Below are 12,677 nucleotides of genomic sequence, written 5' to 3'. Positions count from 1 at the left end.
GCCGCATGCACATCGCCCAAGGGCCAGCTTGGGAGCGACCGGGCGCTCGGCTCACTTGGTCAAACTGCTGGAAGGAAAGTCATGAAGATCACCGGCCAATGCCACTGCGGCGCCATCCGCTTCACTGCGCTGGCAGACCCCGGCAAGGTCTTCGCCTGCCATTGCGCGGACTGCCAGATCATCTCCGGCGGGCCGTTCCGGGCCGTGTTGCCGGTGCCGGTCGAGCAGGTCGAGCTGACCGGCTCGCCCAGGCATTACGTGAAAGTGGCCGCCAGCGGCAACCGGCGCGCGCAGGCCTTCTGCAGCGACTGTGGCACGCAGCTGTTCGCGACCGAGGCGGACACGCCACGCACGCTGAACATCCGGCTCGGCTGTGTCAACGAGCGCGCTGACCTGCCGCCGCGGCTGCAGGTCTGGCACGACTCGGCCATGCCCTGGCTGGGTGAGCTGGCCGGCGTCGCGGCGCACGGCCGGGGGCGGGACAGCCCGCAGGTCAACGCGGCGTAGAAGACCGGCCGCGCCAGACCCGCCACGCCACCCAACCCCAGCGCAGCAAGCCCCACAGCCGGCGGCGCCGGCCCTGGCCGGCAGCGGCAAATAAGGCCGCACCGCCGCCCACGGCGGCCTGCACCAGCAGGTCGGACAGCCAGCTGCGCACCACCAGCACGCGCCGGGCGACGCCATCGGCGCGGCCGGCCACGTCGTCCGCGTCGCGCTGCACCTGGCCGCGCAGCACGGCCGACGCCAGCAGCAGGTTGGCCTTGCGCTCCACGCGCTGCACCGGGTCGTGAGGCAGGCGCGGAATCACGGCTGAGGGCGACGCAGCGCGTCGGCATCGTCACGCAGCTCGGCCAGGCTGGCCTGGAACAGCGTTGCCGGTTGCGACGTCAACGCCTTCAGCTGGCGCAGCGCCACGGCAGCCGCAGCCACCAGCACGGCAGAGGCCGCGCCCAGCGCCAGCAGCGGGTGGCTGTCCCACAGCGCGACGACGGCCAGCACCAGCAGCATCAGCACGGCAAAGCCCGCCAGCAGTGCGGCCAGCACCGCCCACAGCACGAGGCCGGCGATGCGTTCCTTCTCCTCCTGCACCTCGATGGCAAGCAGCTCGAGCCGGATGCGGCCCAGCGTCAGCAGCGAGGTGCCGAGCCGCCGCAGCGGCCCGGAGACGGGTTCCTGGTTATCGCTCACTGCTTCAATCCCCTCGTGGCCCGGTCTTTGCGGCCCGAGCGCCGGGCCGCTCCCAAGCCGGGCCGCACGGGCGATGTGCTTGCCGGTCGAGCCGGCAAGCATCGCCGTCCCCTCGGGGGACCGGCCAAGGTAGGCCTTGGACGAGGGGCTTCATGATCAGCGGCGGCCGATCAGCACGCCGAGGGCAAGGCCCACCGCGGCAGCCACACCGATGGCCTGCCAGGGTTTGGCATGCACGTAGTCGTCGGTGGCGACGGCGGCATCCTTCGCGCGCTGGATGGCGTCGTGCTGGGCATCCAGCAGCTTTTCCTTGGCGCCGCTCAGACGCTCCTGGATGCGCGCGCGCAGTGCCTTGGCCTCGACGGTGACGTCCTTGCCGGTGGTGGTCATCAGTGCGTCGATGTCATCCATCACGGCACGGAAATCGGCGGCCAGCTTTTCCTTCGCTTGGGCGGTATCACTCATCACGGGCTCCTGGTTCGAAATCAGACACGGGTCAAGCCTAACGTGATTGCATGCGGGGAACATGACCCCGCTCAAACGACGCGCGCTTGTCCTACAGCGCCGCCACGGCCTGCCGCAACCGTGCCGCGTGCGCCTCGCGCAACTCGGCCGGCGCCACCACCTGCACCTGGCCGGCATGGCGCAGCAGGTCCATCAGCAGCTCGGTGTCGTCGACGTAGGGCAGGCGCAGCCGCCAGCGGCCGTCGGGCAGGAACTCGCTCTGCTGCGCCGGGTGCCATTCCTCGCGCGAGACCCAGGCCGCCGCCTCGGCGCTGAACAGCAGCTCGGCCTCGCGCGGCGTGCCGCCGGCAAAGATGCCATAGCCGCGGTCCAGCTCGGCTTCCAGCTCGTCCAGGGCCAGGGCTTGCGCGTCGGCCTCCAGCAGCGTGGCCGCCTCGATGCCGTCCAGCGCAAAGCGCCGCAGGCCCTGGCTGCGGTGGCAGAAGGCGTCCAGGTACCAGGCATGGCGGTGGTGCACCAGCCGCTGCGGCGACACCTCGCGCTCGCTGACGCCGCCGCTGCCCGTCTTCTTGCGGTAGCGGATGGCCAGGCGCTTGCGCTTCACGACGGCGCTGCCGACGGTCTCGAAGCTGTCGCTGGCCATGCGCCGGCGCGCCGTGCCGATGAGCTTGACGCGCCGGCGCAGCTCGTCCGCCTCGGCGGCGTCCACGCCCAGCATGCCGGTGATCTTGTCGAACATCGGCTGCAGGTGCCGGCCCACGACGCCCTGCTCGTCCAGCCCGGCCAGCATCTGCTGCATGGTCAGCAGCGCGTGCAGCTCGGCCTCGTTGAACCACACGCCCGGCAGCTCGTGCTTGCCGCCGCGCCACTGCTGGCCGAAGCGGTAGCCGTTCTCGCCGGCGTCGTACTCGATGGGCGCATCCAGCCGCTCGCGCAGGTAGGCCAGGTCACGCTTGAGCGTGGCCGGCGACACCTCCAGCGCCTCCAGCAGCGCCGCGAAGGACACGCAGCCGCGGGAGCGGATCAGGTGCTCGATCTTGTAGAAGCGTTCGGTGCGGTCCATGGGCCAGCGGTACCCGGCCGCCCGAAACCGCTGGCGCCTCCTCGGGAGGCAGCGAGCGGCGCGAGCGTGGGGCTCCGTCCTTTGCTGAAAATATTTACAGTGTTTTCGCGGTGGATCATCTCATGAGCCAGCCGGCTCACAGACTGCTTGCAAGGCCAGCGATTCCACAGCCCAGGCCTCTTCAACCTCGGAGCCCGCCATGCAAGCCGTCCACACCGCCCAGATCCACGCCCACCCCGCCCTGGCCCAGTTCGCACTGGACATGGACGACACGCCCGCCGTCGTCAGCGCCCACGAGCGCGTGGGCCTCGCGCTGGGCCGCGACTACGCGCTGCATGGCATCACGCCGCCCATCGCCCACCTGTACCCGCAGTCGCCGCTGCAGCGCGGCTGGATGGCCGCCCGCGGCCGCGCCGTGCGCACGCCCGCCACGCCCCAGGTGGAACTGTGGCTGGCGCTGCGCACGCATGCCTGGGCCCGCGGCCGCAGCTACGAGGACGTGCAGCTCACGCCCCATCACCTCGCGCAGCTGGACACCACGCACTGCCCCATCACCCGCGACCTGCTGGGTGACGACAACCGCAGCATCGACCGCGTCCGCGACGACGCCGGCTACGCGGCCGGCAACCTGGCCGTCATGAGCCAGCGTGCCAACCGCGCCAAGGGCAGCCGCGGCCGCCAGGCGCTGCTGGACATGGCCGCCAGCTGCGCCGCCGGCCCCATCACCCGCATCGGCGGCCTGGACGAAGCCCAGTGGCAGCGCCTGGCCGTGCTGAGCAGCTTCGTCACGCCGCTGAGCCATGAGGAAGCCGCGCAGATCCCGCTGCGCGTGCTGCCGCCCAACCGGCTGCGGCTGTTCAACCCCATCCAGGCGCTGCAGGCACTGGTCACCCGCCAGCTCGCCACGCCGGGCTGGAGCGCCCGCCTGAGCCGGCTCGAGGCGCTGCTGCCCACCGATCAACTCCGCACGGACTTCAACCGCTTCCTGCTGGCGCTGGCGCCGCGCGTGCTGGCCGCCGCCGAACTGCAGCAGCCGCATGAGATCCGCTGGGCGCTGGAAGACGCCTGGACGCTGCCGCTGGTGCAAAAGCGCTGGACGCGCTTCGCGCTGCAGCTGACGCCCGAGCAGGCCGAGGCGCTGGTGGAACGCGCCGCAGCCCGCAAGCTCTGCCCGGTGCACGTGCAGCGCCACGACGACGGTACCGACGGCTGGGCGCTGGCCACCGGCGGCTACGCGGCCTGAGCGACAAGCCCCCCGCAGCCGCGGGGGGCCGGTGATGCACGGTGTCACGGCGTCTTCATTGCCGGGCGAGACAGTGCGCCCGTCTCCCCTGAACGCCCCGACACCATGACCAAGCACCTCGCCCTGATCGCCGCTGCCGCCGCGGCCCTCGTCTCGCAAAGCGCTGTGGCCGCGCTGGCTGCCGGCGACATCTCCTTCACTGCCCTCAATGCCGACGAAGACGGCTGGGCGCTGGTGACCTTCGTCGACATCGCCGCCAACACCAAGATCTACTTCACCGACAACGAGTGGAACGGCTCCGCGTTCAACAGCGGCGAGAGCTACCACCAGTGGGTCAGCGGCAGCGCCACCATCGCGGCCGGCACCGTCATCCGCTTCTCGAAGATCGACACCACGTCACTGGCCGCCAGCGCCGGCACGCTGAGCCGCGCCGCCGTCAGCGGCAGCACCAACTACGGCCTCAACCAGGACGAGGACTCGATCTACGCCTACACCGCCAGCTCGGCGACCGGCACGCCCAGCTTCCTGGCCGCCATCACGACGACCGCGTTCGGCACCGCCGCCGCCGGCACGCTGACCAACACCGGCCTGAGCGTCGGTAACGGCGCCATCGCGCTGGGCGGCGGCGCCGAGTGGGAGCAGTACATCGGCGACCGCTCGGGCCAGGCCAGCCTGGCGGCCTACAAGCCGCTGGTCGGCAACATCGCCAACTGGACCAACAACCCGAACAACGGCAGCTATGCCTCGCAGCTGCCCAACACGACCGCCTTCAGCGTGACGGCCGTGCCGGAACCCGAGAGCTACGCGCTGATGCTGACCGGCCTGCTGGCCGTGGGCGCCGTGGCGCGCCGCCGTCGCGGCTGATCGGCTTCAAGCCGGCAAAAAAGCAAGCGCCCCGCGGGGCGCTTTTTTGCTTCGCCGCCGACCGGCAGCGGGTTCAGACCAGCGAGCGGAACAGGCGGATCTCTTCGACGCGCGAACCGCCCACTTCCGTGGTGCGGGCGCTGCCCAGCTCGCGCTTGAAGCCGGCCAGCTCGAAGAAGCGCAGCGCGCGCTCGTTGCGCAGGTAGCACCACAGCGTGGCCTTGGTGCAGCCTTCTTCCTGCAGGCCGTCGCGCGCGGCATCCCACAGCGCCAGGCCCACGCCCTTGTCCCAGTGGACGGGGTCGGCAAACATCGCCCAGATCTCACCGGTGGTGGCCGGCGTGCCCTTGTCGCGCGAACGGTCGAAGCCGACGAAGCCCATGATCTTGTTGTCCAGATGGGCCACGATGACCTGCGGCTCGCAGAGGTCGATGGCTTCACGCCAGAAGGCCTGGCGCTTCTGCACCGACATCGCATCCAGCGCGGCGGCGGGCAGCAGCGCCTTGTAGGCGTCCTGGCTGGCAGCGACATGGATCTCGGCGATGGCCTTGGCATCGCGCAGGGTGGCGGGGCGAACCTGGATCACGGACATGGAATTCTTCTTGAGCAATACGCGGGGCACGAAAGGGCGGGATTGTCCTTGCCCAAGTCCGTAACACCGGCTCTTGACAGAAATTTTTCCTGCGCTCAAGCAGTCTGTCTTTGCGCCTTCACATGCTCCACCAGGCCGCGCCGCAGCCAGCGCAGCGGGGTGCGCTGCAGCGTGGCCAGCAGCGCATGGTCCACGTCGGCATCGCCCAGGTCCAGCGCGAAGCGGCGTGCGATCTCCTCGCGCACCTTCAGCAGCAGCTGGGCCGTCACGCGGGCATCGGCCATCGCCCGGTGCGCACGGCCATCGAAGCGGATGCCGTGAAAACTCGTCATCGCTCCCAGCGCATGGCTCTTCGCCTCGGGCCACAGCCGGCGCGACAGCAGCACGGTGCAGGCGAATTCATGTGCCGGATCGGGGGCAATGCCGGCTCGCTGCATCTCCGCCTGCCAGAAGCCCCGGTCGAAAGCCGCGTTATGCGCCACCAGCGGGCAGCCTGCGGTGAAACGGGTCAGCTCGCGCATGACGGTGGCCGAGTCGGGGGCGCCCTCCAGCATCTCGTTGGTGATGCCGGTCAAGGCCTGGATGTGCGGCGGTACCCAGCTGCCGCTGTTCATCAGGCTGCTCCAGCTGTCCACCACCTCGCCGCCACGCACCAGCACGGCGGCGATTTCAGTGGCTCGGCCGCCGCTGGTGGGCCCGAGACCGGTGGTCTCGAAGTCGACGACGGCAATGGTTTCCATCAAGACCTCTTCAGTGGCGGGTGCTTGATGGCGTTCATCGCCAGCTTGCGTTCGACGGCGGCTTCCAGGTCCACGCCGCCGTGGTCGGCGATCTGGACCAGGTACAGCAGCACGTCGGAGAGCTCTTCACCGAGGTGGCGGCGCTGATCGTCGCTGAGGTCGCACGACTGCTCCGGCGTCAGCCACTGAAAGATCTCCAGCAGCTCGGCCGCTTCGACCGTCATGGCCATCGCGAGGTTCTTGGGGGTCTGGTAGGGCTGCCAGTCGCGGTCGGCCGCGAAGCGGCGCAGCCGGGCCTGGAGGGCGGAAACGTCCATGGAAAAGATGTCCTCTGTATTCAAGACTGTATTGAAGAATTCAAATTGGTCGTGGTAGTAGAGGGCGGCGCGGGCTGTGGACAACAGCAAAAAGTTCAATCGCATCAATTGCTTGGTTTTCTCAAAAGCCTGTGCGCCAGCCCCCGGACGACTTGTCCCGCGATTGGGAACAACTTGGCCGGAGGGCCCGGCGCTGTGGATATCTGCCAGGTTGTCCCGGCGTCATCCACAGACTTGCCCCGCGCGTTCTAGGCGGCGCCCGCCAGCCTTCAGTCGCCTTTCTTTACCTGACCAAGGGAAAAAACGAACGATCGTTCTAAAAAGCTGCGGCTAGAGTGGCGCTCCCTAGATTTACAGCGCATCGCACGTGTGGTGTCGCCCAGGAGACAACGATGAAACCCTTCCTCACCCGGATCGCCGCGGCCTCGGCCGCACTGCTTGGCAGCCTGATGGTGACGGGCTGCGGCGGTGGCGCCACGGCCGACACGACGCCCCAGGTCAAGATCACGTCTGTGAAGGTGTTCGGCGACAGCCTTCAGGACAGCGGCACCTTCGGCTACAAGTTCACCGTGCAAGGCACGGGCAACCTGATCTACGCCGAGCGCGTGGCCGCCAACTACGGCCTCACCCTGTGCAACTTCTTCACCTTCACCGGGTCGCCGACGGCCCCGTTCGCGGCCAACACGGCACAGACCGGCTGCACCAACTTCGCCATCGGCGGCGGTGAGATCAACTACACCGGCGCCGGCGCCAACAGCGCGCTGGTGCCGCTGACCATCGGCACGCAGATGGCCACCTATGCCGCGGCCGGCAGCTACACGGCCAGCGACCTGGTCATCATCGACGGCGGCGGCAACGACGCCGCCGCGCTGGTGGGCGCCTACCTGGCCATCCAGCCGGGCAACGCGGCCTCCACCGCCAAGTACGCCGCGCTGCTGGGCACGCTGCTGACGCCGGCGCAGATCAACGCCGCGCTGACCGGCGGCGCCACCACCGTCGCGCAGATCGGCGGTGCCTACATGCAGGCGCTGGCCGACAAGTTCCACGGCCAGATCAAGGCCAGCGTGCTGGACAAGGGGGCGACCCGCGTGGTCGTCATGAACATCCCCGACATCACGTACACGCCGCGCTTCCAGAAGGTGCTGGACAACATTGCGGCGGTCGGCGGCACGGCCCTGCGCGCGCAGATGCAGACGCTGTTCCAGGGCTGGATCTCGGCATACAACACCCAGCTGGCCAGCAAGGTGGCGGCGGACGAGCGTGTGGTGCTGATTGATTTCTACAAGGGCTTCCAGGACCAGGTGGCCACGCCCGCGCAGTTCGGCCTGACCAACATCGCGACGCCCGCCTGCCCCTCCACCGGCACCGATCCCGCCACGGGGCTGTTCACCTACACGCTCAAGACCTGCACCGACGCCTCGCTGTCCGCTGCGCCGCCCGTTGGCGTCAGCGGCGCCGACTGGTGGAAAAGCTACGGCTTCTCCGACAACTTCCACCCGACGCCCTATGGCCATCAGCTGACCCAGCAGCTCATCGCCAAATCGCTGGCCACCAAGGGCTGGCTGTAAACCCCGCACCCCGTTCTCGGAGACAACCCATGAAAACCAAGTTCCTCCTCGGTGCGCTGGTCACCCTGCTCGCCACCGGCAGCGCCTGGGCGCAGTCGGCCGGCAGCTTCGTCGTCTACGGCGGCGCGGCCCAGATCAACCCGCAGGTCGAAAGCGGCGACCTCACCGCGCCCAGCCTGGCCGGCACCAAGGTCGATGTGAAGAAGGCCACCTCCTTCGTCGGCGGCGTCACCTACTACTGGACCGACAACATCAGCATCGACCTGCCCATCGCGCTGCCGTTCAAGCATGACGTGGTGGGCGCGGGCGCCATCGACGGTGTGGGCAAGCTGGGCACCGTGAAGTCGCTGCCCATCACGCTGCTGGCCCAGTACCGCTTCGGCGACGCCGGCAGCACGTTCCGCCCCTTCATCGGTGTCGGCCCCACCTACGGCTACTTCTTCAAGCCCAGGGCCACGGCCACGTTGTCCGGCATCACCGGCGGCACCACCAGCAACCCCACCACGCTGTCGATGAAGAGCCGCCTGGGCGCGACGCTGGAGCTGGGCACGGCCTACAACATCACGAAGGACTGGTCCGCCAGCCTGTCGGTCACCAAGACCTTCATCAAGACGACCGGCAGCCTGTCCACCGGCCAGACCATCGAGACGACGCTGGACCCGGTGTCCATCAAGTTCGGCGTGGGCTACCGGTTCTGAGTGAGCCTCGGCTGCTGATCGAAGGGAGCCCGAGGGCTCCCTTTTTCATGGCGGTCTTGCCGTTGCCGGGGCGTTCATATTCCCGCGCGGCCATGCCGTTGCGATCACCCCTGGGGCGGCACACTCGCGCTTCCTTTTCATGGAGTGAACGATGTTCAAGAAACTGGCTTCCGAGGCGCTGGGCCTCAGCGACATCGGCGTCATCGTGCCCGCGGCTGACTTCAACAAGGTCGATGCCGACGACTACCTGTTCAGCGAGGACGGCGAGAAGATCTACTTCCTCATCAAGTCCAAGAAGGACGAGTACTGCTTCACCAACCTCGCGCTGGTGCATGTGGACGGCGAATCCGCCGTGTCGTCCAAGCGCGTCATCAAGCGCTACGACTGGCTGAGCCACCGCATCAGCCACGTGACGCTGGAGACGGCCGGCACCATCGACATGGACGTCGAGATCAAGTTCCACATCGGTGACGGCGCGCCGTTCAGCATCGACGTGCGCAAGAACTTCATCGAGCAGCTCAAGGATCTCTACAAGGCGCTGCACAGCATCGGCAAGCTGCAGGAGCGCGACGAACAGGCGCGTACCCACGCGCTGCAATGCCTGGGCGTGACCGGGCAGATGTTCAAGCTGGGCCAGGAGGTCACGGAGGAACAGGTCAGCCGCCATTACCTGTCGCTGCTCAACACCGTGAACAGCGTCGTGCTGGACAAGCTCAGCCGCAAGGATTTCGGCGGCGTGTTCGAGCGCTACATCCAGAACTGATGGTCAGCTGAAAGCGAGGGTTCGTCAGGCAATGCCCACCACCTTGTGCATCTGCACGGACAGCCGCCACTGCGGGTGGGCCATGCAGTAGGCCACGGCGGCCCTGGTGTGGTCGCGCTGCAGCACCGAGTCCATGGGCTGCAGGAAGAAGTGCTGGAAATCCAGCCCGGCGAAGCGCTCGGGCTGTGCCAGCGGCTGCGGGTAGACCAGCTTCAACTCGTGGCCTGACGTCAGCACCAGCGGCGCGTCGGCCTTGGGGCTGACGCAGATCCAGTCCAGCCCCGGCGGCGCCGGCTGCGTGCCGTTGGTTTCCACCGCCACCTCGAAGCCGCGCGCGTGCAGCGCGTCGATCAGCGGCGTGTCCAGCTGCAGCAGCGGTTCGCCGCCGGTGCACACCACGTAAGGTCGTCCACCACCCGGCCAGGCCTTGGCGATGGTGTCGGCCAGGTCGTCGGCCGTCGCGAACTTGCCGCCACCCTCGCCGTCGGTGCCGACGAAGTCCGTGTCGCAGAAGGTGCAGACGGCCGTTGCGCGGTCCTGCTCGCGGCCGGTCCACAGGTTGCAGCCGGCAAAGCGGCAGAACACCGCCGCGCGGCCGGCCTGGGCGCCCTCGCCCTGCAGCGTGTAGAACAGTTCTTTGACGCTGTACGTCATACGGGAATCAATTCTTCCGAGTCGGCGCGGCTGACGATGGCGCCCGAGCCGCGCGTCTCGTACAGGTCCACGCGGTCGATCTGCGGCAGCACCGAGCCGCCCTCGTTCAGCACCCAGGTCGCGATGCTGGCGGCGTCGCCGTCGGGCAGGTTGGCCATCTCGTACAGCGGGTGGTGGTCCAGCCGCTTGAAGATCGGGTTGAACAGACTCTTCACATCGCCGAAGTCCACCGTCCAGCCCATCACCTGGTCCAGCGGCGCGGCCAGGTGCAGGCGCAGCGTGAACGTGTGGCCGTGCGTGCCGGCCAGCGGGTGGCCCGATGGCGCATGCTTCATGCGAACGGCGCTGTCCAGCGTCATCTCCTTCCAGATGCGGTAGCTCTGGCCGTTGAAGTTGGCGCCGCTGGAACCCGTCTCGTAGACGGTCACCCAGCTCAGCTCCGGCAGCGCGGGCTTCAGCCGCGCCCACAGCCAGGCCGAGATGTTCTCGCTGGTGGGGTTGTGCAGGCCGGGGATGTCGTTCAGGCAGCGGTAGTTCAGTTCGAAGTGCAGCGGCGCCCAAACTTCGTCGAGGTGGTCGTAGTCGATGGACAGGTCACGCTCGCCGAGGTCGGCGTTGGCATGCAGGATGACCTCGAAGCCATGGCCGTGCATGCGGCCGCACTGGTGGCCGGCCGGCACGTTGGGCAGCTGGTGCGCGGCCTGGAAGCGGTAGCGCCGCCACACATGCGCGTGGCCGGCGTTGTCCAGGTCCACGCCGCTGTGCGTGGTGCTCTGCACGCCCACCTGCACGATGCCGGGCACGTCCACGTTCAGCCGGCTGCGCACCCAGCGCGCCAGGTTCTCGTCGGTGGGCTCGGAGAGGTGGTCGTTCAGCAGCGCATGGTCCAGCGGCGCGACGGTGCCGGCCATGCGCGCGCGCAAGCCCTCCACCTCGCCACCGGGGAAGGCGGCCCAGCCGGCGGGCAGCGCGCTGCGCACGGTGGCGAAATAGCTGTGGCCGTGCAGGCCGTGGCTGCGGTGCGAGGCCGGCAGCGCGGGAATGCGACAGGCCGACTCGAAGCCGGCAGACGCGCAGTGAAGGACCGAAACTGACATGCCCCGATTGTCCCCCGCGGCTTCGCGGCCTGCTTGACTTGAAGCGGGCTTGAACTTTTAGGCTGCCGGCCATGAACCTGTCCGATCCCGTCATCGCCCCCCCTGCCGCCGCCGATCAGCTCTTCGCCCCCGGCCGCCGCGCCGCCTGCGTGGGCGCCGTTGCGCTGATCTCCATGCTGGCCTTCGAGGCCATCGCCGTCGCCACCGCGATGCCGGCCGTCGCCGACGCGCTGGACGGCCTGCCGCTGTATGCGCTGGCCTTCGGCGCGACGCTGGCGACGTCGGTCATCGGCATGACGGCGGCCGGCCAGCTGTGCGACAAGCGCGGCCCCTACCGCGCGTCGCTGCTGGGGCTGGCGGTGTTCCTGGCGGGATTGCTGCTGGCGGGTTTCGCACCGTCGATGACGGCGCTGGTGCTGGGCCGCGCACTGCAGGGCCTGGGCAGCGGCGTGCTGGGCGTGGCGCTGTACGTGGGCGTGGGCCAGGTCGTGCCGGCGCCGCTGCACCCCAAGATGTTCGCGATGTTCGCCGGCGCGTGGGTGGTGCCCGGGCTGGTGGGGCCGGCGCTGGCGTCCTTCCTCGTGCAGACGCTGGGCTGGCGCTCCGTGTTCCTGGCCGTCGCCGCGGCCGTGCCGGTGGCGGCCGCGCTGACGCTGCCGGCGCTCAGGCGCGTGGGCAGCGGCACGGGCGAAGCGCTGCAGTGGGGGGCGATGCGCTGGGCGCTGCTGGCCAGCGCTGGCGCGCTGCTGCTGCACGCGGCCAGCCAGCAGGGCGGCACGCGTGCCGGGCTGTTATTCGGGCTGGGGCTGCTGGGCGCCTTCCTGGCGGCGCGCCGGCTGCTGCCCGCCGGCACGCTGGTGGCGGCGCGCGGCCTGCCCACGGTCATCCTGCTGCGCGGCTTCATCGCGGCGGCGTTCGCGAGTGCCGAGGCCTTCCTGCCGCTGCTGCTGACGCAGCGCTTCGGCTGGAGCCTCACGCATGCGGGCTTTGCGCTGAGCGCCGGCGCCGTCACGTGGAGCATCGGCAGCGCCGTGCAGGCGCGCATCCAAGGCGAGGCGGCGCGGCGCCGGTTGCTGCCCACCGGCTTTGCCGTCGCGGCGGCGGGGCTGGGCGTCGTCATGGCACCGGTGCTGTCCGCCGCGCTGCCGTCGTGGCTCGCGCTGCTGGGTTGGGTGGGCGTGGGGCTGGGCATCGGGCTGTCGTTCCCGATGCTGTCGGTGCTGCTGCTGAAGCTGTCGCCAACCGATGAGCAGGGCAGCAACACGTCAGCACTGCAGCTCAGCGATGCGCTCGTCAGCAGCGCCGCGCTGGCGCTGGCCGGCCTGCTGTTCGACCCCGCCACGCGGCAGGTGCTGCCGGTGCTGGTGATGGCCTGCGCGCTGGCCGCGGCGGCATCGGCGCTCAGCCCGCGGGTGTGGCGTTAGC

The 12,677-nt window shown here is 69.3% G+C and carries 16 protein-coding genes; 7 read left to right on the top strand and 9 right to left on the bottom strand.

The window, feature by feature from the left end:
- Positions 1-81: 81 nt before the first annotated feature.
- Positions 82-507: a GFA family protein gene (locus ACG04Q_RS17340; protein ID WP_394512328.1), complete on the top strand. Its 426-nt coding sequence runs from the start codon at positions 82-84 to the stop codon at positions 505-507.
- On the opposite strand, the gene ACG04Q_RS17335 is transcribed toward ACG04Q_RS17340, so the two are convergent.
- From ACG04Q_RS17335 to ACG04Q_RS17320, 4 genes are all read right to left on the bottom strand, one after another.
- Complete coding sequence (locus ACG04Q_RS17335; RefSeq protein WP_394512326.1) at positions 494-808, bottom strand: hypothetical protein; 315 nt, start codon at positions 806-808, stop codon at positions 494-496. The two genes, ACG04Q_RS17340 and ACG04Q_RS17335, sit on opposite strands and share 14 nt — an antisense overlap.
- Positions 805-1,188: a phage holin family protein gene (locus ACG04Q_RS17330; protein WP_394512324.1), complete on the bottom strand. Its 384-nt coding sequence runs from the start codon at positions 1,186-1,188 to the stop codon at positions 805-807. Before ACG04Q_RS17330 ends, ACG04Q_RS17335 begins: the two co-directional genes overlap by 4 nt.
- Before the next feature lie 156 nt (positions 1,189-1,344).
- Entirely contained in the window at positions 1,345-1,653 is a 309-nt protein-coding gene (locus ACG04Q_RS17325; RefSeq protein ID WP_394512322.1) for an ElaB/YgaM/YqjD family protein, read from the bottom strand.
- A 91-nt stretch (positions 1,654-1,744) separates the two neighbouring features.
- Complete coding sequence (locus ACG04Q_RS17320) at positions 1,745-2,716, bottom strand: helix-turn-helix transcriptional regulator (RefSeq protein ID WP_394512320.1); 972 nt, start codon at positions 2,714-2,716, stop codon at positions 1,745-1,747.
- 199 nt (positions 2,717-2,915) lie between these two features.
- On the opposite strand from ACG04Q_RS17320, the gene ACG04Q_RS17315 reads away from it, so the two are divergent.
- Both ACG04Q_RS17315 and ACG04Q_RS17310 read left to right on the top strand, forming a co-directional pair.
- Positions 2,916-3,959 carry a hypothetical protein gene (locus ACG04Q_RS17315; protein ID WP_394512319.1) on the top strand — a complete coding sequence of 348 codons (1,044 nt, stop codon included), beginning with the start codon at positions 2,916-2,918 and terminating at the stop codon, positions 3,957-3,959.
- Positions 3,960-4,064: 105 nt separating this feature from the next.
- On the top strand, positions 4,065-4,823 hold the full coding sequence (locus ACG04Q_RS17310; protein WP_394512318.1) for a PEP-CTERM sorting domain-containing protein: 759 nt from the start codon (positions 4,065-4,067) through the stop codon (positions 4,821-4,823).
- 73 nt (positions 4,824-4,896) lie between these two features.
- On the opposite strand, the gene ACG04Q_RS17305 is transcribed toward ACG04Q_RS17310, so the two are convergent.
- From ACG04Q_RS17305 to ACG04Q_RS17295, 3 genes are all read right to left on the bottom strand, one after another.
- Complete coding sequence (locus ACG04Q_RS17305) at positions 4,897-5,415, bottom strand: GNAT family N-acetyltransferase (protein WP_394512315.1); 519 nt, start codon at positions 5,413-5,415, stop codon at positions 4,897-4,899.
- Between the two features lie 95 nt (positions 5,416-5,510).
- The gene (locus ACG04Q_RS17300; protein ID WP_394512314.1) at positions 5,511-6,155 is read right to left on the bottom strand and encodes a 3'-5' exonuclease; all 645 of its coding nucleotides are present in this window, start codon (positions 6,153-6,155) and stop codon (positions 5,511-5,513) included.
- Positions 6,155-6,472, bottom strand: coding sequence for a nucleotide pyrophosphohydrolase (locus ACG04Q_RS17295; protein ID WP_394512312.1), 318 nt, complete (start codon positions 6,470-6,472; stop codon positions 6,155-6,157). The genes ACG04Q_RS17300 and ACG04Q_RS17295 overlap by 1 nt, the downstream gene beginning before the upstream one ends.
- Before the next feature lie 392 nt (positions 6,473-6,864).
- On the opposite strand from ACG04Q_RS17295, the gene ACG04Q_RS17290 reads away from it, so the two are divergent.
- The 3 genes from ACG04Q_RS17290 (at position 6,865) to ACG04Q_RS17280 (ending at position 9,501) form a co-directional block, all read left to right on the top strand.
- Positions 6,865-8,040, top strand: a complete 1,176-nt coding sequence (locus ACG04Q_RS17290) for an SGNH/GDSL hydrolase family protein (protein WP_394512310.1) — start codon at positions 6,865-6,867, stop codon at positions 8,038-8,040.
- 29 nt (positions 8,041-8,069) lie between these two features.
- Positions 8,070-8,738, top strand: a complete 669-nt coding sequence (locus ACG04Q_RS17285; RefSeq protein ID WP_394512309.1) for an OmpW/AlkL family protein — start codon at positions 8,070-8,072, stop codon at positions 8,736-8,738.
- Positions 8,739-8,889: 151 nt separating this feature from the next.
- Positions 8,890-9,501: a PH domain-containing protein gene (locus ACG04Q_RS17280; RefSeq protein WP_394512307.1), complete on the top strand. Its 612-nt coding sequence runs from the start codon at positions 8,890-8,892 to the stop codon at positions 9,499-9,501.
- Positions 9,502-9,525: 24 nt separating this feature from the next.
- Here the strand turns inward: ACG04Q_RS17280 and queE are convergent, their stop codons facing one another.
- Together queE and ACG04Q_RS17270 are read right to left on the bottom strand one after the other, a co-directional pair.
- Entirely contained in the window at positions 9,526-10,155 is a 630-nt protein-coding gene (gene queE / locus ACG04Q_RS17275; protein WP_394512304.1) for a 7-carboxy-7-deazaguanine synthase, read from the bottom strand.
- Complete coding sequence (locus tag ACG04Q_RS17270) at positions 10,152-11,252, bottom strand: 6-carboxytetrahydropterin synthase (RefSeq protein WP_394512302.1); 1,101 nt, start codon at positions 11,250-11,252, stop codon at positions 10,152-10,154. Before ACG04Q_RS17270 ends, queE begins: the two co-directional genes overlap by 4 nt.
- A 71-nt stretch (positions 11,253-11,323) precedes the next feature.
- On the opposite strand from ACG04Q_RS17270, the gene ACG04Q_RS17265 reads away from it, so the two are divergent.
- Positions 11,324-12,676 carry an MFS transporter gene (locus tag ACG04Q_RS17265; protein WP_394512300.1) on the top strand — a complete coding sequence of 451 codons (1,353 nt, stop codon included), beginning with the start codon at positions 11,324-11,326 and terminating at the stop codon, positions 12,674-12,676.
- Position 12,677: the final 1 nt, after the last annotated feature.

This window comes from Pelomonas lactea (assembly GCF_043555885.1).
GTDB classification, from domain to species: domain Bacteria; phylum Pseudomonadota; class Gammaproteobacteria; order Burkholderiales; family Burkholderiaceae_C; genus Pelomonas; species Pelomonas lactea.
The sequence above is the reverse complement of the archived record's forward strand: the minus strand, read 5'-3'. Positions and strand labels throughout refer to the sequence as shown.